Genomic DNA, 23009 nt, shown 5'->3' on the forward strand with positions numbered 1-23009 from the left:
TTACGTTGTTCAGAAATAGAAAGAGCCTCTTCCGTTGCTAATCTATACTGAACACGGTCACAAGTTGCGAATTTTAAAAATAAGAGATAATATAGTAAAAATAGAAAAAGTAGTCAAGAGGCTGAGAAATGATTAAGTTAGAATTTACGGAAGAAGACAAAAGACTGTTGTCTTACGGTCGGTTTAATCACCCGCATCCTAGAGTACAGCTAAAGATGGAAGTTTTATGGTTAAAAAGTCAGGGATTATCTCATCAAAAAATTGCTCAATTCGCAGGAGTTTCAGTAAACACGGTGACAAGCTATATCCATGATTATCAAGAGGGCGGGATAGAAAAACTAAAAGAAATAAAATTTAATCGCCCGAAAAGCGAGTTAACAGAGCATCAAGGGACAATTGAGGCATATTTTGAGTCAAATCCACCAGCAACAATAAATGAAGCAGTAAAAAGAATAGAAGAATTAACGGGAATAAAAAGAAGTCCAACGCAAGTCAGAAAATTTTTAAAGTCAATAGGAATGAGGTGTCTAAAGGTGGGAACAATTGCATCAAAAGCAGATGTAGAAGCTCAGGATAGCTATAGAGAAAAAGAGCTAGAACCAAGGCTAGAAGAGGCAAAAGCAGGAAAAAGGGCAGTTTTCTTTGTAGATGCCTCTCACTTTGTAATGGGAGCATTTGTAAATTTTATATGGTGCTTCAAAAGGATTTTTATTAAGTCACCATCAGGTAGAAAACGTTTTAATGTGTTAGGAGCATTAAATGCAATTACCCATGAAGTGGTTATGGTAACGAACGATTCTTATATTACGGGAACTCAGGTTTGTGAACTCCTAGAAAAGATAGCAGAATTAGGACTATTAATACCGATTACGTTAGTATTAGACAATGCTCGTTATCAAAAATGCCGAATTGTGCAGGAGTTGGCAGAGTCATTAGGAATAGAGTTACTGTACTTACCTCCTTATTCTCCTAACTTGAATTTAATTGAAAGACTGTGGAAGTTTGTGAAGAAGAAGTGTTTATACGCAAAATATTATGAAGATTTTACGCAGTTTTCTGCAGCAATTTCAGGATGTCTTGAGGATGCTAACGTAAAATATAAGGAGGAGCTTGATTCTTTGCTCACCTTACGATTTCAACGCTTTGATAAATCTCAGATTATGAACGTTTGAAGTATAGTCTTTTCTGATTCCTCTAAAGCTTGCTGAGAAAGGCGATCGCGATCGGCTAATTCTAGAGGCGTTAATAAAGTTTCCCCAGAACGAGGATTATAAAAACGCATTTCTCCATTTTCCAGATGCAATTCTAACCCCAATACCTCTGAAAACAAAATAGCTTTTTGTGACGTATTACGAACAGAAATTGCTTCATAATTCTTACCGACTAAACGATAACCCTGAAGAGCCGGTTTGAGATAATCTGATGTAGGATCATACTGAAAATATTCCCTTACCCCCAGATAGGCATAGAGTCCTCACTTTGTTCCCTGATCTTCACTCACGGTACTTTTAGAAGTAATTTCTAACACAAAAGCAGGAACTTGATTATCCTCTTCCCAGACCTTATAAGAGCCTCTTGCCTTTTTTGTAACCCCAAAAATGACAAAAACATCAGGAGCAATGACCGCTTTAGGGTTGCCTTTTTCGTAATAAATCAACAAATTGCCCGAAACATAAATATGGGGTTGATCCCGAAAATAAAAATTCAGAGCCTCCACCCCATAGACCAAATAATTACGAGCCAAATCACTTTCCGCCATCGGCAAACCGTCACTATCAGGGTAGTCAATGTCTGAAATAACTAAAGGTAGGGTGGTGATCATTGCTAGACTCCTTCGACTAACCGTATTTGTTAGGATAGCATGAGCTTAAAAAACGCTAGTTTTAACCATTAACTAATCTATCCATAACCTACGTACCGTTAAATAATCTTACCCTGATTACCGCTTCCCAAACTATTCAATCATCACCCATTGACACATGTCCCGAAACCAACAATTTGCTTGACTGCCTCTACAATTTGAGGAGGCTGTACAATGGTTAAGCGTTCCAACATCCCATTATAGGGAGTGGGAATGTCCTGGGAAGAAAGACGAATGACAGGGCCATCCAATTCATCAAAAAATTGATCGTTAATAACGGCAATTAATTCCGCTGCAATGCCTCCCGTTTTCATACATTCTTCGACAATAATTACCCGATGGGTTTTGCGAATAGAATTACCGATCGCTTCTAAATCAAAGGGTTTGAGGGAAATTAAATCAATGATTTCAGGATCATAACCGTCTTTTTCCAGTTGTTTTAATGCCTGTAAACAATGGTGACGCATCCGTGAATAGGTCAGAATGGTGACATCTTTACCAGGGCGAACAATTTCAGCCTTATCTAGAGGCACAATATATTCGTGATCGGGTAGATTTTCTTTTAAGTTATAGAGCAGAACATGCTCAAAAAACAGGACAGGGTTATCATCCCGAATAGCTGCTTTTAATAAGCCCTTGGCATTGTAGGGAGTGGAACAGGCGACAATTTTCAGACCCGGAACTGCGTGGAAATAGGCCTCAAGTCGTTGGGAATGTTCTGCGCCTAACTGACGACCAACGCCACCGGGCCCCCGAATCACCATCGGAATTTTAAAGTTACCACCAGAGGTATAGCGTAACATTCCTGCATTGTTGGCAATTTGGTTAAAGGCTAACAGCAAAAAGCCCATATTCATGCCTTCGATGATGGGACGTAATCCTGTCATGGCAGCCCCAACAGCCATCCCTGTAAAGCTGTTCTCGGCGATCGGCGTATCTAGAACTCGCCATTCTCCATATTTCTGAAAGAGATCTTTGGTTACTTTATAGGAACCACCGTAGTGACCGACATCTTCGCCCAAAACAAGAACGGTTTCGTCCCGTCCCATTTCTTCGTCGATCGCCTGTCGTAACGCGCTAAATAAGAGGGTTTCTGCCATAGTTTCTGTCAGTCTTCAGAATCTCACCAACCGTCAGAGCGAAATGCTCATTGCGACGATATTTCGATACATTATAGGGCTTTGTGGAGGTGTGTTGACGAGAAACCGCTTTACCAAACCCGAATATTTAACTGATAGTCCAGGGGCTGTTTCCCTTTTGACATCACCACAAATTCATAGTGGCCAGACTCGGAAAGCAGTCCAGACCATTGATGAAGGCGAGAATTTTCTAAAATCACCTCTTTGCCGGTGGGGGAGTAAACCGAGATCAAGGCATCATTGGGAGCATCTAATTTAACTTCCATAAATTTCCCCTCTGGAATCGGGAGAGCATAGGCTTTTCCGCCCCCTACCTCTAGATGACCACTCACCTGAAGTGGTGTTTCATTGGTATTTAGGGTTAATAATTCGTAATTTTGTCCTGATTCTAGACTTTTAAGCTGATTGACGGCGATCGCACTCCAAACCTGACCCAGGGGTTTATTCAACACATCTTGATTTTCCTGATCGGGAAAAGCCGCCAAAAATTGAACATTCACCAAATCCATCAGGGTGCGACTGCTCAGGTGCAACTGATTAACCCTGGGTTTCCAAGTTTCCCTTTGTTCAGGGGTATATTTCCCCAAGGAAGATAGGGCAGTGGGATCGAGCTTTTCTAGCTGATCCAAAAGTTGCTGGGCCATCTGATTCCAAGCCATTTTTTCCTGGTTATCATTAATAGACAGATTAGGATTTGTTTCTTGTAACCGTTCATCCACCAGTGATTGGAAAAACTGACGATCAATCCCTAACTTGAGACGACGACTCCGAATCGTATTTTTAATTTCTAAATCACTATTCAAATCACTATTGACACCAGAAGCGATCGCACTGGATGAACTCGATGGACTCGGCTCAACGGGCGTAGCAGGAGATAAGGGTACATCTAAGGACGGTTGAACAGTTGGGTTTGTTAGGGACTGAAATACCTGGGAAAGCCATAATTTGCCCGCAAACCAGCCAATGCCACCAGAAGCCACAATCAGCACCAGCAATAATACTATTTTCCCAAAACAACCTAAAACAGGAGACTTTTCAAGCGCAGATAATTCGGTCGAGATCGGTTGAGTAAGCCGGGAACGGGAGGATGGCGATGTATTGGTCTCTGGTTCCTTGATCGGTAAACGGCCGGAGATTGATGCCGTCGGTGGCATAGTAGATTCCGGGGAAATCGTCGGCGAGAGACTCTCTGAAACAGACGAATTCGCTTTAGCTGTACTATCGACCCCATTTGAAAGAGATATAGGCGTTGTTTGAAGTAAGGAAATTAGCTCTTTGGCCGACAAAGGGGACAATATCGGGGGCATAGCCAACATCCTTGCAAGGGTTTGATGAAACCTTGGACGGAGGGAAAGTTCGGAGAGAATTTTTTCCCAATCATTTGCCTGGTCACGGTTAGCGGTAAAATCCTTGCCAGTCAGAAGTACCAAGATAGTGATTGCCAAACTGTAAAAGTCTCGCTCTGGTGTGACAATTTCTTCCGGTTGCTCCTGAGTAGAATAGTTCATTTTACCGAACTGGCTTAATACCCAGGAAGTACTAGGTTGTCCAGAAGCGGCTTTAATCTCTGGTTTAGCAACAATCGGCTTAACACTACCAAAGTCGATGAGAACCGGTAAGTGATCCAATTCACGGCAGATAATATTCTCTGGGCAAATATCCCGATGGACAATTCCCTCCTGGTGGAGATACTCGACAATCGGCAATAGATTTTGCAACAGTTCTAGGACTTCCGCTTCAGAAAAGGTACGCCCCTGACTCCGCCGTAAACTTAGTAAGTTCTGATAGGTTTCGCCTTCAATATAGTCTTGTACTAAAAAAAGCCGTATCTGGTCTCCTTGTTGAACCCGAAAAAACTCCCGAAAGTTAGCAATTTGGGAATGATAAATCCGGTAGAGGATTTCAGCCTGACGTTGAAATAGTTGGGCCGTGGTTTGACGAACAACCGGATCTTGAATCTGAGGAGAAAATTCCTTGATAATGCAAGGTTCATGGAAACGATGAGTATCATCAGCTAAGTGAGTACGGCTAAAGCGTCCCTGTCCTAAAGTAAGTTGAATCAGATAGCGATCATTGATGAGTTTACCGGGTTTGATTGACTGGTTCATCGAGGGGTAGAAGCGTTTATCCCAGGGAGTATCTGATTCATTATCTAATATCCGTTCTTAAAACACTAACCTTTATAGGTCTGGAGTCGGAACAACCAAAACTGAGCAAGGAGAATGATGAAAGACATAGTTACTAACACTTCCCAGAAGAATTTCACTCAGTCCCCAACGTCCCCGATGGCCAACAACAATGACATCTGTACCTTGCTCTTTCGCGGTTTTGCAAATAGTTTTTCCCGGACTTCCTAAAACTTGCTCAAAACTTGATTGAACGCCAGCTTCCCTTGCTTCTTCATTCCGTGCTTGCAAAAGATCTAGACCTCGTTTTTCAAATTTATCCCATTGCTCTTGCCAGAGTTCAATCGTCAATTCATTCCCCATCGCGGGATAGACTTCATCTAAGTTGACGGGGATAGGAATGGGACTGGTTTCTTCTTCCGCCGAGAGGACATGAATGAGATGTAATTCCGCTTCGTATTTCTGTGCTAAGGATAGTGCTTTATTAAAGACTTCCTTTGAATGGTCAGAGATATCCAATGCGACTAAAATTTTGGCAAACATCTGCGGCCCGATTTGATGATGGGGTGTGTGTTTCCCCAATTGTGCCATAAATTGCAGTGAATCCGATAGGATATAAAAGTTGGTAATTATCTTTCAAATCTTTAATAGTTAGTACTATGGGTGAATCAAAACGTCGTAAAATGGCTTTAGGAGAAAAATATGGTCAGGAAGAACGTTTTGTCTCCTGGCTGCCTGTCACCAAAGGTCAAGCTTCGGCTTTTTATCAATGGACAACTCGTGGTGCATGGATTGGCATTGGGGTAATGATTGCGCTCTGGGCCACTGTCCGTTTTATTGGGCCCGCTTTTGGTTGGTGGACAGTTCAGTAATTTTCGAGGAACTTCACCGTAATTTTTTAACATAAAAAGTTTTAAGCCTGGTATGATGGGAGGCTGGACTTATATTCAGTTAATGAGGTTTACTATGTCTCGTCAGTGTCAGTTAACTGGGAAAAAAGCGAATAATGGCTATGCTGTTTCCCACTCCCATCGTCGTACTAAGAAGCTCCAGCAGGTGAATCTTCATTGGAAACGAGTCTGGTGGCCAGAGGGTAATCGTTGGGTAAAATTACGTCTTTCGACCAAAGCCATTAAAACCATAGAACTTAAAGGTTTACAGGTGATGGCTAGGGAAGCAGGGATTAATTTAAATCATTATTAAGTTTGATTCAAGCTTGATCGGGCTTCTGAGTGGTAGTAGGAAATTTTGGAGTTTATCCCCCTTGCTAGGGGGACTGGCCACTGGCAGTTTTTGAGATCTTTAAAAGTTGGTGGAAATTGCCTGTACGGGACAGGCCGGAATACATTGTTCACAAACGACACAACGCGATCGCCGAAAAGTCAGTTTAAAGGTTTCGGGATCAAGAATGAGGGCTTCGGTGGGACATATTCCAGTACAAAGTCCACAGTCCACACAACTATCTTCATTAATACTAATTTCTCGACTGGCGAGGGAAACCTGGATTTCTTGAGAACGCATCCACTCGATCGCCGCTTCCAGTTGATCAATATCGCCGGATAATTCTAAAACCAATTTGCCGACCTGATTAGGCGCAACCTGGGCACGGATAATATTGGCCGCCACATTAAAGTCCTTTGCCAATCGATAGGTGATGGGCATTTGGATCGTGCGTCGAGGAAAGGAGAGAGTAACTCGTTTTTTCATGGCTTTACCCCAAAGCTCGAAATGGACGAAGCCAGGAGCGTTGTTGCTTCAAGAAAACCCTAGCACAGTTACGTCCTGGCATTCCTGAAATGGAACCGCCTGGATGGGTTCCAGCCCCCGTCAGATAGAGATTTTTGATCGGGGTTTGGTAATTCGCGATTTCAGGTAGAGGACGCAAAAACATCATTTGATCTAGGGTCATATCTAAATGATAGTAGTTCCCCTTATAACTGCCCAAACGTTCAGCTAATTCGGCAGGGCTTTCCACATGGCGGGCCAGAATGGCTGCTTTGAGATTGGGGGCATAGTCCGCCAGTTTATCAATGACCCGATCTGCGACTTTGTTTTTTAGCTCCTCTGTCCAACCTGTCCCATTTAAACCCGTTCCTTCCGCTCCGGCAATTTGATAGGGCGCGAAAAATTCAATCCAGAGGGTATGTTTGCCTGGAGGAGCCATCGATGGATCGAGCAGGGTGGGAATATCTAAATAGAGCGAGGGATTACTATCGGGAATTTGTCCCAGAATGGTCAGGGCATGGGACTGTTCCACGTGTAACATGGAATCGGCGATCAAAATCGTTCCCATCAGATGACTTTCATTCTGGGTAAAGCGTTCAAAACGAGGCAGTTCGGCCAAAGCGCAGTCAATTTTTAAAATAGTTTCGTTATTGTTAATTAAGCGTCTTTCAACCCGTTCTCGTAAGTGAGGATCGGCCTCTGCGATCGCCCCTGGTTCCACTAATTGTAGAAATAACCGTCGGGCATCCAGATTAGAAATAATTCCTTTTGCTGCCTTAAAAATTTTGCCATCGGCCACTTCAACGGCGATCGCCGTTCCCTTGTCCACCAAAACCCGCTTAACGGTCTGCTCGGTCAGAATCGTTCCCCCTTTGGCTTGGACTAATTTCACCAAGGCATTGATTAAAGCTCCCGTTCCCCCCTTAGGTCGAGCCATACCAGGATCATGACGCATGGCCATCATCATCATGCCCGCCGTAATCCCTTTTTGAGAGGGGGGAGCACCAATCTCTGCTGCTAATCTAGCTAACGGTGCTTTGACAATCTCGCTATCAAACCATTCATTCAATAAGTCTTCTGGAGAACTGATCATCGTCCGAATAAAATCCAAAGCCTTATTCTTAGAACCGGCGATCGCCCAGATCTGCTGCAAACGGCGGCGATCGTAAGAACCGAGAATTTCCAAAATCGCCTGGGGGGGAACATTAAAAAGGGGTTGAATCGCCTCCATTAAAACTGACCAATAGCGAATAAACTCCCCATACTTTTCCGCATCACGGGGGCTATAACGGGCAATCTCTGCACAGGTTTGAGCCAGGGAACGATGAGCCAGAAAATACTGCCCATTGGGATGGGGACAAAATACCGTCGGATCACAAAACAAATATTCCAGACCGTATTGAGCTAGGCCTAATTCTTGCAGAACAGGGCCTAAAAAAATAAATTCATGATCGATCGCACAGCGATTAAACTGGAAATGAGGAGCCTCCTTTGGCATCAATTCTTCCGTTGTGGCTGCTCCTCCAGGAATAGAACGTTTCTCTAATAACAACACCCGATAGCCAGCTTTCAGTAGATAAGCCGCGCAAACCAAGCCATTATGTCCCGCTCCAATCACAACAACATCATAGATTTCCATTCAATACTTTTCACTTTCAAGAGATAAGGTTGTATAGATAGATAGATGCACTCATTATATAATAGTAAATAGACCATTTTATACTTTCTTTTCTGATTTCCACCAACGTTATCTTATCCCATCTCATTAAAATATCCTATGAATAGCAGTATTAGAGTAATTGAACCATCTGGACTTTTTGATAGTACTCAGGCTCCTAAGTTTTGTCATGATATTGAACAATTACTCAACAATAAAGTTGTGACTATTGTGGTCGATTTTAAGGATGTTACTTTTATGGATAGTTCTGGGTTAGGTGCCCTTGTCCAGTCCTTGAAAATTACACGAGCTACTGGCGTTAAGCTACTTCTATGCTCATTTAATGATCAATTAAAAATGTTGTTTGAACTTACGGGAATGGATCAGGTTTTTGAGATTTTTTCTGGACGGGAAGAGTTAGAGCAAAAAATCGATCCTTTTTCTCCCAACAGCGACTAAAGAGATATCCCAAAAACGAGGATTATTTCACGATGTTGAATTTTGGGGAAAGCAACCTAATTCCTTACAATTTATTTTTGGATCAGTACCCTGTTAGTGAAAATTGATCTCAATAATAGATAAATCATCCTCAAAAATTGCTTTTTGATAAAATTGGTTTAACAGTAATAATAATTTATCGAGATTCTCTGCAGGCATCAAATGATATTTTTTAAGTACAGCGAGAAAGTCCTCTAGGCAAAAGAAGTTATGACTATCCTTTTCCACTTCGTAGATCCCATCACTAAAGATATAGAGACTCGCTGGGGTAGAAATGGGAATGATTTCTTCATAGTATTCTGAATCTAAAAACATACCAATGGGAAAACCATTTGTTTTAAGACGCATTTCTTCGATCTGACCATCCTCAATTGTCCTGAGTAAAATCCCTGGGGGATGTCCCGCACTACTATAGGTTAGTTTTCGAGTGCGACAATTATAGACACCGTACCAGATAGTAAAATAGGAATTATTTCTGGCGGTCATCTGGAAAACCTGATTCTGATTCAATTCATGAAGAACGGCCTGGGGACTGTAGTAATTGACTTGATCGCCTTGTCTTTTTCGCAGGGAATCGATGACATAAATAGACGGCACAGCCGCTTTAAATCCGTGTCCGGCCACATCCAAAAGATAAAAAGCGATATTTTCTTCATCTAACCAAAAATAGTCAAAACCATCTCCCCCCAATTGTCGAGAAGGTATAAATCGAACATCGATACTCAGAGCTTTGTGGACTAGAGATTGAGGTAAAATAGAGCGTATATATTCTGCGGCTTCTCGAAGTTCTGCCTCTAATAGTTCAGTTTTTTCTTTTAACGCTTGACTTAAATCATGAAGTCTTAAACCAGCCCTGACCCGTGCCAGTAACTCAGCAACTTGTACTGGCTTAAAGAGGAAATCATCGGCTCCCGCATCTAAACCGGCTACCCGATCTTCAATCGAAGCGAGGGAGGTCAAGAGAATGAAAAAAGTTGTTGATAATTGAGGTAACTTTTTGATCTGGGAACAAACCTCTAATCCAGACAGGTTTGGCATTAACCAATCACAGATAATCAGAGCCGGACAAATTTCCTTGGCCTTGGCTAACCCTTCTTCTCCATTGCTGGCAACACTGACAGAATAACCGCTTCCTGTCAATATCCGTTGCAGTAAACGTTGGATAGCGAAGTCATCATCAACAATCAAGATTTGTACCATATCTGGTTAAAAATAAATAAAATGTGCTTTCCTCTCAGCTCAATCATTGAGTCTGTCAAAAAGTATGACTTTAAAGATCAGTATTGGCTACTATCCCTAGAGAGGTCTTGCGGGTTACTCAGGACCTTTTTACTAGTTAGGGGAGTTAAAGCGTGAAAGTTAAGATAATGACTCTCCCCCTTAATCTGGTCAGCAACGAACAAACCCTGAATCCCGTAGAGAATGATCGAACAGGGGAAACCAAATTCATTGGGATGCTTCAGAAACTTGTCTCTGAATTGAAGTTATCTTTATGCCAGAAGACTGGCTGAATGAGTTATCTATTGTATATTATCCATTATTCAATAATTTTTTGTCTTTCTTTGGCAAGCATCTGACAACATTTATTCTTAACTATTATTAATATGATGTCTGTTTATCCGCAATCAGAGCTTATTTCCCCCTCTCAATTAGCCCAGGCATTGGAGCATAATCCTTTGCAAGTGGTTGATTGTCGTTTTCAACTGAGTGATCCGGCTTGGGGCTATGAACAGTATTTACAGGGGCATATTCCAGGAGCCGTTTATCTACATTTGGATCGGGATCTTTCCTCTCCTATTGGTCGTCATGGCGGTCGGCATCCTCTTCCTGAGCCATCACAGTTGGTCAAAACCTTAGCCAAAATGGGAATTACCTTGGGGGAAACCTGGGTGGTTGCCTATGATGACAGTCGCTTTGCTTTTGCGTCTCGGCTTTGGTGGTTACTCCGCTATCTCGGCCATGAAAGGGTTTCGCTGTTGGATGGTGGTTGGCAGGCTTGGCAGGCTGCTGGTTTGGCGATCGCCTCTGGCTTAGGGGAAGTAAGCTCGATTCCCATTGTCAATGATTTTGTCCCCACTGTGCAAAGCGATTGGCTGGTGGATTGGGAAACCATGCAAACTAAACTGAATTCCCCTGGCACGGTTTTGGTGGATTCCAGGGAACGCGATCGCTACGAGGGAAAACGAGAACCCATTGATCCAATCGCGGGCCATATTGAAGGAGCTATTTGTTTACCCTGGCAAGAAGTTACCACTCCCGACGGTTATTGTCAATCGCCGGCAATCCTACGTCAACGCTGGCAAGAGCAGGAAAAGGCCGAAGAGATTATTGTTTACTGTGGTTCTGGAGTAACAGCCTGTGTCAATCTTTTTTCACGGGCGATCGCCGGTTTACCGATGGCAAAACTGTACCCTGGCGGCTGGAGTGATTGGTGTTCCTATCTGATTAAATCCTAATAACGGAGGATGGTCTAGGGGATTTGGTCAAGAATCCCCTTCCTCTTGTACAATTTGGAAAGGTTAGTTTCCGAACTGCTTGGATTATAATCTTTATACTATCTATTAAAGACTTATCCCTTATTAAATAGCTGACGCTCAACTTATAATCTAGTCATAATTCTCTAACTTAACTTCTAATTTCAAAATTACTTCTTATTTTATCTAAAAATTTAGGTCTAACTTTCTATGACGAATAGTAACGGTTTTCCTTATCTTAAGGAACGTCTTTCCATTTTTGTGGATGGGAATAATATGTTTTATGCACAACAAAAAAATGGTTGGTTTTTTGACCCTAGAAGGGTTCTAGAACATTTTACCAATGATCCAGGGGTTAATTTAATCAATGCTTTTTGGTACACAGGCTTAAAGGATTCTCAGGATCAAAGGGGTTTTCGGGATGCTCTCATTAGTTTAGGTTATACGGTTAGAACTAAAATTTTAAAGGAATATTATGATGATAATTCAGGCCGTTATTCCCAAAAAGCGAATCTTGATATTGAAATTGTTGTCGATATGTTTAACACCGTTGATCAATATGATCGGGTAATTTTATTTAGTGGGGATGGCGATTTTGAACGGGCAATTGAATTACTGCGTTCTAAAAATACTCATATTACGGTAGTTTCTACCGAAGGAATGATTGCTAGGGAATTACGAAATGCGACAGATCGCTATATCGATCTCAATGATATTCGCCTACAGATCGAGAAAAACGATTATTAATTCGTATTAATTTATCTCAATCCGTCTTTTTTGCCCCCCAACTTTTCAACCTTGCTCAGGGAAGGCTTTGGGGGGATTTTTCAGGTTATTTATCAATTTACCAGAAAAATGGGTAAAAGCCTCGTCCTTCTAGGGCGACTTTCTATAATTCAGTGTTTTATCTGTAAATTTCTATGATAAAATAAAAGCATGATAGTCAGAGAAGCCAAGCTACTCCATGGAACAAAGGAGCAATACCAGTCTCTTGATGAAGCTATCCGTACCGCGCAATTTATCAGAAACAAAGCGGTCAGATATTGGATGGATAATCAAGGGGTAGGTAAAGCCGATTTGTATGTGCTGTGCAAAGAGTTAGCCAAAGAATTTCCTTTTGCGAAGAAGTTAAATTCGGCGGCTAGACAGGCCAGCGCAGAACGGGCTTGGGCTTCTATCTCCAGTTTCTACAGCCGTTGTAGGAGAGGGGAGAAGCAAAAAGGTTACCCCAAATTCAAAAAACATTGTCGCTCTGTAGAGTATAAAGTTTCAGGATGGAAACTGTCTGATGATTGCCTGAAAATTGTTTTCACCGATGGCTTTAATGCTGGTTCTTTTTCTCTTTATTGCAACAAAGAAACGAGGGAAGACCTATTTCGATTAAAGATCAATCGGGTTCGGGTAGTCAGAAGAGCAGATGGTTATTATGCTCAATTCTGCTTTGATGTTGACCGCAAGGAACAAGGGGAATATACAGGGAATGTAGTTGGTTTGGATTTGGGATTAAAATATTTCACCAAAGACCAAAACGACAATGCTGTAATCTATCCCCAGTTCTTAAGAAAGTCCGAGAGCAAATTAAAAAAGGCTCAAAAACGCTTAAGTAAAAAATTTGTAAAGGGGGTTAAACCCCAATCCAACAACTACCATAAAGCGCGAAAAAGACTAGGAAAAATCCATCTTAAAATTCAACGCCAACGGAAAGATTGGGCAATTAAGCAAGCCCGAAATGTAGTGGCATCTAACGATGTCGTGGTGTATGAAGATTTGAATGTGTCGAATATGGTCAAGAATCATTCTTTGGCTAAGTCAATTTCTGATGCTAGTTGGTATCAATTCACTCAATGGTTAGACTACTACGGGAAAATCTGGGACAAGGCAGTGGTGGCGGTTTCGCCAAACTATACTTCTCAAGATTGTTCTCATTGTGGGCATCGGGCGAAAAAGTCATTAAGTACCAGAACTCATTTTTGTCCCAATTGTGGAATGGAGATTTGTCGTGATACAAATGCGGCAATTAACATCCTAAAAAAGGGAATGGGTATCTTGGGAATGGCATGGCAAAACAGTACCCAAGGGCATTGGGAATCTGCCTCGGAAGAGGGAAAGCATGGGGAGAAGACTGCCTCTACTATGGGCGGGAAACCAACAATAGCAAGTGGACTTCCGTGAACCATGAAGAAGAATCCCTCGTCGTTCACGCGGGGGAGTATGTCACAATTTGATGTCCAGGTTTTTGAGTTTTAAAGATTCGGTGTTAACGCCCGACTCTCGTACCAGGGAAATCTTGCCAGTACGAGCCACTTCTTTAATCCCAAATTTAGTGAGCATTTGGAGAATGGCCACCATTTTTCCAGGATCTCCAACCACCTCTACTGTCACCGTTTCTTCTGAAATATCGACAATTCGGGCGCGGAAAATCTGGGCTAACTCAATTACCTCGGCACGACTGTCGGCGATCGCATTGACTTTCACCAACATTAGCTCTCGTTCTACACAAGGGGTTTGGGTAATGTCTTGAACTTTCAGAACATTAATAAGTTTGTAGAGTTGTTTCGTTAACTGCTCAATGGTACTGTCATCACCAGGGACAACCATTGTAATTCGGGAAACGCCAATTTGTTCGGCTGGGCCAACGGCTAAACTCTCGATATTGTATCCACGTCGGGCAAATAACCCGGCGATGCGTGTTAGAACGCCTGCTTCATCTTCAACTAAAACAGAAAGCGTGTGTTTCATGACTGGTTTGTATCAAAAAAAGTAGGATAGAAAAGAGGTATTGCGGCGCGAGTGTAAAAGTTTTGTTCAACAGCAGCAGTCAAATGCTCTTCGTTATCCTAAAATTCATCGTACCATAAGAAGGAGCGAGGCCCCCTAGTGGCCGATTAGAAATGCGTTTCCGTCGTTTTTTCTCCTACGGTTGTCTGACGCTTTTGACGATCGCTTTTTGTTGGGGTTGGGCCTTTCTCAGTTTTCCGTCTGGATTAGCCCAAGTTCCTAAGCTAGAAGCTTTGACTGAAGCGAGTCTTGAATCCAGTGTTAAAAGTGTTGGCCCACTAGAAATCACCGCCAAAAAGGCCTATCAAGAGGGGCAGTTAACCACCGCGATCGCGCTCTGGAAAAATTTGGCCGCGATCTATCAAAAAGCAGAGCGTCCCCTAGAAGCCGGTCGCATTTATAGCTATTTGGCCTTAGCCTATCAACAGCTTGGCAAAGGTAGTCTTGCTCAGGACGCGATCGCTCAAGCTATGGCCTTAGTCGAAAATCAAACCCCTGATCAAACCATCTGGGCAGAGGTACTTAATACCGCCGGAACCTTACAATTGGCTCAGGGTAATGCTCAAGCGGCTTTAGCCAGTTGGCAGGAAGCTAGTCAGCGAGCCACCGCCGATCAAACCCTCAGACTTCGTAGTCAAATTAATCAAGGAAAAGCCTTAATGGCTCTGGGACTCTATCCAGCCGCCTGTCAGCACCTTCTAAAAACTCTGGATATTTCTGAGTCCAATTGTCAGACCTTATCGATTGAGGAACTTAACCAACGTCTTTTGGCCTTGTCCAGCCAGTCTAATCCTTTTAATACTATTTGGGAACATACGTCTGATGTGAGTTAAAATAACCTAGTAGTCAGCAAGGGTTTTAGCCCCCCCTTTAATTAGAGAAAGCATCAATTAAACGAGTTTACGCCATTCCATGCTCCAACTCACATCAGGCGTAACATATAAAAAGTTATATTAAGGTTGAAAGGTATGGTGAAATAGATGGGAAAGAATATTACAATTCTGCCTATTACATTAGTAGTTTGGTAGAAAATGCTCAAACTTTTGCTCAAAAGATCAGAGGTCATTGGAAAATAGAAAATCAGTTACACTGGGTAAAAGACGTAATCTTTAAGGAAGAGTATCTTCCTTTAACTGACTTTCAAGCTATTAGTAATTTGTCAATTCTCCAAACTATAGCTCTTAATCTTTTCAGAGGATTAGGCTTTTTATCCATTACAAAGGGGCAAAGATGGCTTGACAACAGGTGGTTCAGGCTTTGTGATTTGTTAGAATGAAACAGCCCTACCAAACTTGGGGGGCGGGGGGGCAAAATAAGTTTTAGGACAAGATGTGTGTACACAGTAGCCAATGTTGGGGGGCTGGGGGGGCAAAATGAGGTTCACGGGTAGATGTGTGTACACAGTAGCCTTATCAAGGGGGGCAGGGGGGATCAAGTGCAAAGTCTATTTTCTATTTAATGACAACCAGCTACTTGGTTGGACTTTGCCTAGAAAATTTAGATCGCGACGGGGGTTGGACGCAATTCTGGCATCACTGCGGTTAAAGCGGTTTCTAGGGGGGCACGACCTAACTGGGCTTCCAGAATATTCAGGACCTCTCGTCCAAAATCGTTGGGATTACTGCGCCAAGCCTGAAGGCAAATTTCTCCAAAATAGGAGCCTAAAGGTTCAGGATTCCAGAGCAATTTTTTAGCTGTCCAAGGCATAATACTCATGGGATCGTAGCCAGGCTTAAGGATATTATGTTCAAAGGCATATTCTTCTAGGTGGGTATGGGGTTGAAGTCCGATAAAGAAAATAGCTGGTTCGACTTTTTCAACTCCAAAAATAGCTTCTAATTCTCGATGGTAGGCGATCGTTTGGCGAATTGTTTCCCGACTCTCATCAATCACATTAAAGGAATAATTGACTGAGACTAAATCATTAAACCCTGCTGCTTTAAGATCTCGACAGTTTTGGAGAACGTTGCGCAGATTATAGCCCATTCGCATTTTTCGCACTAATTCCTGGGAACCACTGGTAATGCCAATTTCAAAATAATTCATGCCGGTTTTGACCATTAGCTCGCAGAGTCGCGGCGTTAAATTATCAGCCCGAATATAGGCAGCCCAGTGAATATCTTCCATGCCAGATTCCAGAATTTTTTCGAGTAACTCAATGGCATCATTAATGAATTTTTTAGCAGGAATAAATTGAGCATCGGTGAACCAAAAATTGCGAATACCGCGATCGTATAATTGCCGCATTTCCTTAACGACTTCCTCGGCTGGATTAATGCGAACCTGTTTCCCTTCTACCACGGTATAAACGCAATAACAACAATTATGGGGGCAACCCCGTTTAGTTTGAACACCTAAATAAAAGTCACTTTCTTGCAGGTAATAACTAAATTCGGGCCAAATTTGCTGGGTATAATCATAATTACAAGCTGTTTTGACTAATGGTGTCGGTTCTTCGTGAATTAGACGAGGACGGGGAGCATTTTCTCCGACGATATAACAGCGTTCAGCCTGAATGTCTTTGCCTTGAAGTAACTTTTCTAGTAGAGTTTCTCCCTCACCGACAGAGACAATGGTTCCTTGGGGCAGTTTTTGTTTAAGTTGTTCATAAAAGACACTGACGGCACCGCCACCGACGACCACTCGACTTTGGGGATGGTAACGCCGCGATCGCTGTAAGCCCCGACGGATCAAGCCTAAATTGCGCCACAATTCACTGTAGTAGGCAGTTGTCACCTTGAGGCCACCCATGGCCCCCCGCAGTTTAATCAATGGATTTTTTGCGTAGTAAAATTCAAAGGCATTTTGCAGAGGATTGCCCCCACGACCGCCAACGGGTGCATAAATTTGGATATCCCGCCAGGAAAAAACTAAAAAATTGGGTTGAAAATCATCAATACACTGATCGAGGGACTGGGCAAAGTCCAAAGGAGGTACTGTACCGAGATCAAAGATTCTTTGTTCTACTTCAGGAAAAAGTTTATGGACATGATCAGCGAGATAAACGACTCCGATGGGGAAAATGGGATTGCACGGGAGACGAACGTAGAGGATGCGCTGATTCATAGCGTTTTTGTGGTTAAAAGCCAAAAATAAGTCAATGTAAACGGTTTTTAAAGGTAAGAGGCAATCGAGAGGGGGAGGATTCCTTAGAACATAGCAGTGAAATGGCGATCGCCTTCAGTTCTTATTTCTTATTATAGCGCGATCGCTCTTGTTTGATTGCTTGGGATTACTTTCTCGTGTTGAGAATTAGTATTAGACTCTACCGTATTTTGTCGCGGCCAATTTTATCTTGACCAACTTTATCTCCACTCATATTATCTCCTTGACCGTATTGATTATAAATCGTTTGATTGACAATATAACCAACTTGAATTTTCCTACTTTCAAGGGTTTCATAACCATTCAACAGTTGAGAAATATTAAGGTCAATTGGTGGGCGACCAATTGAATATTCTTTTTTTTCCCTTGCCTCAAGAGCAAGTAAATTTTGGTAGTCTAACACTATTTCAGAATAATCTGGTACGGGAACCCATTCGCTTACTTCAAAATTAGTAAAGGTATGATGAATTTTCTGAAAAGTGTCACGAATCAAAGCTAGAAATAGGCGGCGAGTTTGTTCACGTCCATTAATGCTAATAAAGATTTTTTTGTCTTCAAAGTCTGCTTTAATGCAAGCTAAATTACAAATTTCTGAGGCTTCTTGATGAAACAAAATAACCCCACTGCGCCAGTAGGTTCGCTCATAGATTTTTTCATGGTTGAGAACAATAAAACGAGAAATAATACTCTCTGGTAAAACGCGGTAATGATATTGAAATTCGAGGCAATCTTGACCCAGATCGGTATTTTCAGGTTCTTCTTTGGGGAGGAGTCCAGGGATTAGATATTGTTCGCTTTCATTGAGTTTAAAACAGAGTTGAAATTCTTTCATCAATTCGATTAGATAATGATGACGTTTTTCGGGATAGCGTTGATTGTCGAGAATGCGGATGAGTTCCGACGCGCCGAAAATACCTTTCTTTTGGGTTTTCAGGATTTCATCACTGAGCAGGGCATAAATTCCTGTCGTTACCCAGTCGGGTTTAAGAACATTGGTTGATTGCAGGAGGGCATGATTGCGGAAACAGAGAACTAAACCGAGACGATGAAGCAGGTCAATTAATTGTTCTTGATTTTCGTCTTCAGTAATATTGTTTTCAATGCAAATGCGGATATATTTGCGATCACTAATAAAGTCTTCGGTCATCGTTTCTAACTGTTCTTTGACTTCAAACCAGGGCAACGGAAGAGGATTATAGACATCTTTAAGTTGCTCAATTTCTTGCGTAATTGCATTGCGAAGTTTGGCAATACCCTGGCCTGATAAACAAGAGGTTTCGAGGATGGCTTTAATATTGGGATATTTTTCTAATAAGGCTTTACGGTTAATATCAAAGGGTTGTTCATCTTTTTTATTGCCGACAATAATAACGGGAGATTGATCACCAAAGGTTTCTATCAGTTTTAGCCAATATTCGAGGCGATTTTCTTCTTCACTGATGCGACAATTACAGACTAAAAGATAAAGGCTCCGTTTAGTCAGAAAAAATTGGTGGGTAGCATGATAAATTTCCTGACCACCAAAGTCCCAAACATTTAAGCGTATTTTATTTTCGTTAATTTTAATCGGCCAATATTCAACTTCGAGTCCATCTGTTTTAGATTCATTTTGATCAAATTGGTTATGAATTAATTGTTTTTTGAGGGAAGTTTTACCGACGGAACCTTGACCGACTAATAATACTTTAGCTTCATGGAGAGGACGAACTGTATTTTGACGCAGTTGACGCAAATAGTTAAGAATTTCAGCAACAGGAGCAGGGTCTTTATCAAGTCTAAGTGGCCCTAAAATTTCAGGGGGAATAGATAGGTAATTTCTTCGTAGATCAAGTTTTTTAAGCTTGGTTAATTTTTGTATTTCATCGGGGATTTCCACTATTTGGTTACGAGAAAGATCAAGCCTTGTCAGATTTTGTAATTGAGCGATCGCATCGGGTATTTCTACTATTTGGTTATTATGAAGATTAAGTATTGTCAGATTTTGCAATTGAGCGATTGCGTCGGGTATTTCTACTATTTGGTTACGAAAAAGATAAAGCGATGTCAGATTTTGTAATTGAGCGATCGCATCGGGGATTTCCACTATTTGGTTACGAGAAAGATAAAGCACTTTTAGACATTGTAATTGAAAGATAACATTAGGTATTTCCACTATTTGATTATTGTGAAGATAAAGCACTTTTAGACGTTGTAGTTGAAAGATAACATCGGGTATTTTTACTATTTGATTATTGTGAAGATAAAGCACTTTTAGACGTTGTAATTGAGCGATCGCATCAGATATTTCCACTATTTGATTATTGCTAAAATTAAGCCTTATCAGATTTTGTAATTGAGTAATTGCATCGGGTATTTCTACTATTTGGTTATTATAAAGAGAAAGCGTTGTCAGATTTTGTAATTGAAAAACTTCCCTCGGAATCTCAGTTAATCCTTGAGCAGCCAAATTGAGTTCTTTGCTATTGCTCCTAGCCGCTTCTTCAATCCGTCTTAAAACTTCGTCGCTTGCCATTGTTTACCTCTCTAATCTTGATCAATCATTTTAACCAACTTTACAGCGAGCAACTGATTAACCAACTATCTAATTCCGCAATATCCGTAAAATCTAATAGAGCCTCTCCCAAATCCTCCAACTGTTCCAACGAAAGACTATCAATCGCTTCCAAACGGCGATCATTCAACTTACCAAATCGCTTAGACAATAGACGTTTTAACATCAAACTCGCCTCAACCTGACGACCTTCCTGACGCGCCTCTTGATAAACTCTTGTTTGTTTAATATCAGTGAGTAAAAACATCGCTTGAATCTCCTGACGACTTAATTGGGCAAATTTAGAGACCAAGACCGTCTCCAATAAATCTATAATATCGCGTGTTACCCAAGCATCGGCAATTTCCGTCTTTGCCCGTTGTAATAATTCTTGCACCAAAACAGGAGCCTGGGATTCCTGAGCTACAATTAACTGAATTAACCCCACTCCAATGGAACCCGTCGGCAATTCGTCAAGATAAATACGAATAATGCGATCGCTATTGACCAGTTCTTGTTGGTAGGGCGTTAAGTTTTTAACCTCAAAACGACGGTCTGCAAATAAAGCTACCGCTTTCCAATCCTGGACTGGTTTAAATTGATTAAGATAAATGTTAATTTCAGCCAGCAATTCCCAATAAAAATCTGGTTTAGGTTGACATTGTACCTCAACAAAATAGATTAATTTATCTTCACGATTGGGGATAAAAATGCCATCAAAACGAAAAGCTTTTTCCTTGATTTCTTCTGAGATAAATTGATAATAATCTGCCTCTGCCAAGGGCTGGCCAAGAAGTTCAAACAATAAGGAGTGAAAGGTCAGAAATAACTGATAGAAAATAGTATCAGTGTGCATAAAATTTTAGGGTGAGAATCTCACTATCTTAAACGATAATGGCGATCACTTTTCCCTCTCTATTCTGTTTCTCATCTGGGCGATCGTCTTTGCATACCGACTAAAATACTTTACAAAGCAATTCCTTTGGTGATTAACCAAGTATCTAATTCCGCAATATCCGTAAAATCGAGTAGAGCCTCCCCCAAATCCTCCAACTGCTCCAACGAAAGATTATTAATCGCTTCCAAACGGCGATCATTCAACTTACCAAATCGTTTAGCCAATAGACGTTTTAACATTAAACTCGCCTCAACCTGACGACCCTCTTGACGACCCTCTTGACGACCCTCCTGACGACCTTCCTGACGACCCTCCTGACGACCCTCCTGACGTGCCTCTTGATAAACTCTTGTTTGTTTAATATCAGTGAGTAAAAACATCGCTTGAATCTCCTGACGACTTAATTGGGCAAATTTAGAGACTAAAACCGTCTCCAATAAATCTATAATATCGCGTGTTACTTAGGCATCGGCAATTTCCGTCTTAGCCCGTTGCAATAATTCTTGCACCAAAATAGGAGCATGGGATTCCTGAGCCAGAATTTAGCCGCGATCGCTGATCAACGATTGGTAGAGCATTTTATTCTTTTGTCTGCAATGTTCGTACCAACTCCTGAAAAGGTTGCCAATTATTCTCCTGGGCGATCGCTTCCCACACCTCTTCAATCAAAGGACGTAATAAAGCCGTTTTGGGATTCGCCGACCGTAAGCGATCGCCGATAGTGAGAAACTCCTCATCCGATAACGACTTTAAAGCTTGATGATAAAGCGATCGCCAATTTGACCAATCCGTTTTTCCTAAATCAACATTTTCTAAAATCAGCGACTCATCCTCACGCCAACCAACATTAAAACTTTGCGTTAACTCCGTAAAAAATTGATGATAACCCATCTCAGTCGTCTGCAAAGAATGGAGAGTTTGATTGATTAAAGTTTGGCCCAACTGTCCTAGAGGAGCGTGAGGATCTAACCCTAATTTTTGTAACATCAGAGCGCGATAAAAATGGAGATAGTGATCGGCAAAAGTGCCTAAACCAGATGCCAGATCAGAAGGAGACATCACCAAACTTAAAGGAGCCTGTAATAACTCTAAATTAAGTTGACAAATTAAGGGCTGATTGCCAAAACTATAACGACCACCATAGTCAAAATAGGCGGCAATAAAATGAGGATTATAATTATTAATAAAACCGTAGGGGCCATAGTCAAAACTTTCCCCCGTAATCGACATATTATCGGTATTCAAAACACCATGACAAAAACCTGCCGCCATCCATTGAGCAGCCAACTTAGCCACTCGTTTCACTAAATCTGCATAAAATTGGGCATAACGATCCCCTGTAAAAGGAACCTCTGGATAATAAATCGCAATGACGTGATCCAATAACTTGGTAATTAAATCGGGGCGTTTTAGATAATGCAAACGCTCAAAAGTCCCAAAACGAATATGGGAACGACTAAAGCGAATCATTACCGAAGCACGAGTCGGAGAAGGTTCATCCCCTCGCCATAGAGATTCTCCCGTTTCCACCAAACTCAAACATCTGGAGGTATGAACACCTAAACTGTGCAGAGCTTCTGCGGCTAGAACTTCTCTCACGCCTCCTTTGAGGGTCAAACAACCATCACCATTGCGAGAATAGGGTGTTCTTCCCGATCCCTTCGTACCAAAATCATAAAGTTGCCCATCAATCCCCCGTACTTGTCCATAGAGAAAACCGCGGCCATCGCCTAAAAAAGGGTTATATTCTCCAAATTGATAGCCATGATAACGTAGGGCTAAAAAAGGACGAACGCCCTGAAATAAACCGAAGGCTTCAAGAAAATGCCAATCCTGGGTCTGTTGAGGCTCAATCCCTAAAACTGGTAAAAGTGCATCATTACGCCACCGCAAATGGTGTTCAGGAAAAGAGGCCGCCTCGACGCGATCGTAGTAGTCATCCCCTAAGTTTTCTAGGGCTGGTTCATAGGTCAGAGACAAAAAAGGATTACTTGTAGCTTCAGTCATATTAGAACGATAGGGAATTGTCTATAAAAGGTTGAATCCTAAAAATTAGGTTTGAAGCCCCTTTTTTAAGAAATTCTATTATTGTCGCATTACTTTACCACACTTTTGAGAGAGGATAACCTGCTTAACGTGATCAGGCGATCGCTTTTATATTAATTTTATCTCAAATCTATATCTAGATCTAGTCATCACTATTTATTCAGTTCAGCAT

At 41.6% G+C, this 23009-nt stretch carries 21 protein-coding genes and 2 pseudogenes; 9 read left to right on the forward strand and 14 right to left on the reverse strand.

Features of this window, described 5'->3' with window-relative positions; translation table 11 throughout:
• Positions 1 to 128: 128 nt before the first annotated feature.
• Complete coding sequence (locus KA717_30300) at positions 129 to 1172, forward strand: IS630 family transposase (protein ID UXE59943.1); 1044 nt, start codon at positions 129 to 131, stop codon at positions 1170 to 1172.
• A 302-nt stretch (positions 1173 to 1474) separates the two neighbouring features.
• Here KA717_30300 and KA717_30305 read toward each other — a convergent pair whose 3' ends face one another.
• The 4 genes from KA717_30305 to KA717_30320 all read right to left on the reverse strand — a co-directional run bounded on the left by KA717_30305 (position 1475) and on the right by KA717_30320 (position 5669).
• Positions 1475 to 1822: a Uma2 family endonuclease gene (locus KA717_30305; protein ID UXE59944.1), complete on the reverse strand. Its 348-nt coding sequence runs from the start codon at positions 1820 to 1822 to the stop codon at positions 1475 to 1477.
• 143 nt (positions 1823 to 1965) lie between these two features.
• On the reverse strand, positions 1966 to 2961 hold the full coding sequence (locus tag KA717_30310) for an alpha-ketoacid dehydrogenase subunit beta (protein ID UXE59945.1): 996 nt from the start codon (positions 2959 to 2961) through the stop codon (positions 1966 to 1968).
• A 110-nt stretch (positions 2962 to 3071) separates the two neighbouring features.
• The gene (locus tag KA717_30315) at positions 3072 to 5108 is read right to left on the reverse strand and encodes a protein kinase (protein UXE59946.1); all 2037 of its coding nucleotides are present in this window, start codon (positions 5106 to 5108) and stop codon (positions 3072 to 3074) included.
• A 72-nt stretch (positions 5109 to 5180) separates the two neighbouring features.
• Entirely contained in the window at positions 5181 to 5669 is a 489-nt protein-coding gene (locus KA717_30320; GenBank protein UXE59947.1) for a universal stress protein, read from the reverse strand.
• A gap of 116 nt (positions 5670 to 5785) precedes the next feature.
• Between KA717_30320 and KA717_30325 the strand changes: the two genes are divergently transcribed.
• Complete coding sequence (locus KA717_30325) at positions 5786 to 5998, forward strand: DUF2839 domain-containing protein (protein UXE59948.1); 213 nt, start codon at positions 5786 to 5788, stop codon at positions 5996 to 5998.
• A 94-nt stretch (positions 5999 to 6092) separates the two neighbouring features.
• Positions 6093 to 6329: a 50S ribosomal protein L28 gene (gene rpmB, locus KA717_30330; GenBank protein UXE59949.1), complete on the forward strand. Its 237-nt coding sequence runs from the start codon at positions 6093 to 6095 to the stop codon at positions 6327 to 6329.
• A 99-nt stretch (positions 6330 to 6428) separates the two neighbouring features.
• On the opposite strand, the gene KA717_30335 is transcribed toward rpmB, so the two are convergent.
• Together KA717_30335 and KA717_30340 are read right to left on the reverse strand one after the other, a co-directional pair.
• A complete protein-coding gene (locus tag KA717_30335) occupies positions 6429 to 6833 on the reverse strand; it encodes a 4Fe-4S binding protein (GenBank protein UXE59950.1) in 405 nt (134 codons plus the stop codon).
• 4 nt (positions 6834 to 6837) lie between these two features.
• Positions 6838 to 8490 carry an NAD(P)/FAD-dependent oxidoreductase gene (locus KA717_30340; GenBank protein ID UXE59951.1) on the reverse strand — a complete coding sequence of 551 codons (1653 nt, stop codon included), beginning with the start codon at positions 8488 to 8490 and terminating at the stop codon, positions 6838 to 6840.
• A 138-nt stretch (positions 8491 to 8628) separates the two neighbouring features.
• Between KA717_30340 and KA717_30345 the strand changes: the two genes are divergently transcribed.
• Positions 8629 to 8967: an STAS domain-containing protein gene (locus KA717_30345; GenBank protein ID UXE59952.1), complete on the forward strand. Its 339-nt coding sequence runs from the start codon at positions 8629 to 8631 to the stop codon at positions 8965 to 8967.
• A 93-nt stretch (positions 8968 to 9060) separates the two neighbouring features.
• Here KA717_30345 and KA717_30350 read toward each other — a convergent pair whose 3' ends face one another.
• Positions 9061 to 10146: a SpoIIE family protein phosphatase gene (locus KA717_30350; protein ID UXE59953.1), complete on the reverse strand. Its 1086-nt coding sequence runs from the start codon at positions 10144 to 10146 to the stop codon at positions 9061 to 9063.
• Between the two features lie 467 nt (positions 10147 to 10613).
• Between KA717_30350 and KA717_30355 the strand changes: the two genes are divergently transcribed.
• The 3 genes from KA717_30355 to KA717_30365 all read left to right on the forward strand — a co-directional run bounded on the left by KA717_30355 (position 10614) and on the right by KA717_30365 (position 13652).
• Complete coding sequence (locus KA717_30355) at positions 10614 to 11462, forward strand: sulfurtransferase (GenBank protein ID UXE59954.1); 849 nt, start codon at positions 10614 to 10616, stop codon at positions 11460 to 11462.
• Positions 11463 to 11690: 228 nt separating this feature from the next.
• Positions 11691 to 12227, forward strand: coding sequence for an NYN domain-containing protein (locus KA717_30360; protein ID UXE59955.1), 537 nt, complete (start codon positions 11691 to 11693; stop codon positions 12225 to 12227).
• A gap of 189 nt (positions 12228 to 12416) precedes the next feature.
• Positions 12417 to 13652, forward strand: a complete 1236-nt coding sequence (locus KA717_30365) for a transposase (protein ID UXE59956.1) — start codon at positions 12417 to 12419, stop codon at positions 13650 to 13652.
• Positions 13653 to 13694: 42 nt separating this feature from the next.
• On the opposite strand, the gene ilvN is transcribed toward KA717_30365, so the two are convergent.
• The gene (gene ilvN / locus KA717_30370; GenBank protein UXE59957.1) at positions 13695 to 14219 is read right to left on the reverse strand and encodes an acetolactate synthase small subunit; all 525 of its coding nucleotides are present in this window, start codon (positions 14217 to 14219) and stop codon (positions 13695 to 13697) included.
• A gap of 152 nt (positions 14220 to 14371) precedes the next feature.
• Between ilvN and KA717_30375 the strand changes: the two genes are divergently transcribed.
• Both KA717_30375 and KA717_30380 read left to right on the forward strand, forming a co-directional pair.
• Entirely contained in the window at positions 14372 to 15091 is a 720-nt protein-coding gene (locus tag KA717_30375) for a hypothetical protein (GenBank protein UXE59958.1), read from the forward strand.
• Positions 15092 to 15195: 104 nt separating this feature from the next.
• A pseudogene (locus tag KA717_30380) lies at positions 15196 to 15534 on the forward strand (ISAs1 family transposase).
• A 221-nt stretch (positions 15535 to 15755) separates the two neighbouring features.
• Here the strand turns inward: KA717_30380 and KA717_30385 are convergent.
• The 6 genes and pseudogenes from KA717_30385 to KA717_30410 form a co-directional block, all read right to left on the reverse strand.
• Positions 15756 to 17324, reverse strand: coding sequence for a B12-binding domain-containing radical SAM protein (locus tag KA717_30385; GenBank protein UXE59959.1), 1569 nt, complete (start codon positions 17322 to 17324; stop codon positions 15756 to 15758).
• 199 nt (positions 17325 to 17523) lie between these two features.
• On the reverse strand, positions 17524 to 19875 hold the full coding sequence (locus KA717_30390; protein UXE59960.1) for a leucine-rich repeat domain-containing protein: 2352 nt from the start codon (positions 19873 to 19875) through the stop codon (positions 17524 to 17526).
• 40 nt (positions 19876 to 19915) lie between these two features.
• Positions 19916 to 20749, reverse strand: a complete 834-nt coding sequence (locus tag KA717_30395; protein UXE59961.1) for a DUF2887 domain-containing protein — start codon at positions 20747 to 20749, stop codon at positions 19916 to 19918.
• 110 nt (positions 20750 to 20859) lie between these two features.
• Positions 20860 to 21030, reverse strand: a complete 171-nt coding sequence (locus KA717_30400; protein ID UXE64819.1) for a DUF4351 domain-containing protein — start codon at positions 21028 to 21030, stop codon at positions 20860 to 20862.
• A 15-nt stretch (positions 21031 to 21045) separates the two neighbouring features.
• Positions 21046 to 21132 (reverse strand): annotated as a pseudogene (locus tag KA717_30405) (DUF2887 domain-containing protein).
• Between the two features lie 238 nt (positions 21133 to 21370).
• Positions 21371 to 22798 carry a YdiU family protein gene (locus KA717_30410; protein UXE59962.1) on the reverse strand — a complete coding sequence of 476 codons (1428 nt, stop codon included), beginning with the start codon at positions 22796 to 22798 and terminating at the stop codon, positions 21371 to 21373.
• Positions 22799 to 23009 lie beyond the last annotated feature (211 nt).

It is taken from the genome of Woronichinia naegeliana WA131 (assembly GCA_025370055.1).
Classification (GTDB): domain Bacteria; phylum Cyanobacteriota; class Cyanobacteriia; order Cyanobacteriales; family Microcystaceae; genus Woronichinia; species Woronichinia naegeliana.

What these genes read in the sequence shown, in the direction of transcription:
- KA717_30375 (UXE59958.1), top strand. Translation starts at nt 14,372, where the DNA reads ATGCGTTTCCGTCGTTTTTTCTCCTACGGTTGTCTGACGCTTTTGACG.
- KA717_30385 (UXE59959.1), bottom strand. Translation starts at nt 17,324, where the DNA reads ATGAATCAGCGCATCCTCTACGTTCGTCTCCCGTGCAATCCCATTTTC.
- rpmB (UXE59949.1), top strand. Translation starts at nt 6,093, where the DNA reads ATGTCTCGTCAGTGTCAGTTAACTGGGAAAAAAGCGAATAATGGCTAT.
- KA717_30310 (UXE59945.1), bottom strand. Translation starts at nt 2,961, where the DNA reads ATGGCAGAAACCCTCTTATTTAGCGCGTTACGACAGGCGATCGACGAA.
- KA717_30300 (UXE59943.1), top strand. Translation starts at nt 129, where the DNA reads ATGATTAAGTTAGAATTTACGGAAGAAGACAAAAGACTGTTGTCTTAC.
- KA717_30325 (UXE59948.1), top strand. Translation starts at nt 5,786, where the DNA reads ATGGGTGAATCAAAACGTCGTAAAATGGCTTTAGGAGAAAAATATGGT.
- KA717_30320 (UXE59947.1), bottom strand. Translation starts at nt 5,669, where the DNA reads ATGTTTGCCAAAATTTTAGTCGCATTGGATATCTCTGACCATTCAAAG.
- ilvN (UXE59957.1), bottom strand. Translation starts at nt 14,219, where the DNA reads ATGAAACACACGCTTTCTGTTTTAGTTGAAGATGAAGCAGGCGTTCTA.
- KA717_30335 (UXE59950.1), bottom strand. Translation starts at nt 6,833, where the DNA reads ATGAAAAAACGAGTTACTCTCTCCTTTCCTCGACGCACGATCCAAATG.
- KA717_30395 (UXE59961.1), bottom strand. Translation starts at nt 20,749, where the DNA reads ATGCACACTGATACTATTTTCTATCAGTTATTTCTGACCTTTCACTCC.
- KA717_30390 (UXE59960.1), bottom strand. Translation starts at nt 19,875, where the DNA reads ATGGCAAGCGACGAAGTTTTAAGACGGATTGAAGAAGCGGCTAGGAGC.
- KA717_30400 (UXE64819.1), bottom strand. Translation starts at nt 21,030, where the DNA reads ATGTTAAAACGTCTATTGGCTAAACGATTTGGTAAGTTGAATGATCGC.
- KA717_30340 (UXE59951.1), bottom strand. Translation starts at nt 8,490, where the DNA reads ATGGAAATCTATGATGTTGTTGTGATTGGAGCGGGACATAATGGCTTG.
- KA717_30305 (UXE59944.1), bottom strand. Translation starts at nt 1,822, where the DNA reads ATGATCACCACCCTACCTTTAGTTATTTCAGACATTGACTACCCTGAT.
- KA717_30345 (UXE59952.1), top strand. Translation starts at nt 8,629, where the DNA reads ATGAATAGCAGTATTAGAGTAATTGAACCATCTGGACTTTTTGATAGT.
- KA717_30365 (UXE59956.1), top strand. Translation starts at nt 12,417, where the DNA reads ATGATAGTCAGAGAAGCCAAGCTACTCCATGGAACAAAGGAGCAATAC.
- KA717_30315 (UXE59946.1), bottom strand. Translation starts at nt 5,108, where the DNA reads ATGAACCAGTCAATCAAACCCGGTAAACTCATCAATGATCGCTATCTG.
- KA717_30355 (UXE59954.1), top strand. Translation starts at nt 10,614, where the DNA reads ATGTCTGTTTATCCGCAATCAGAGCTTATTTCCCCCTCTCAATTAGCC.
- KA717_30360 (UXE59955.1), top strand. Translation starts at nt 11,691, where the DNA reads ATGACGAATAGTAACGGTTTTCCTTATCTTAAGGAACGTCTTTCCATT.
- KA717_30410 (UXE59962.1), bottom strand. Translation starts at nt 22,798, where the DNA reads ATGACTGAAGCTACAAGTAATCCTTTTTTGTCTCTGACCTATGAACCA.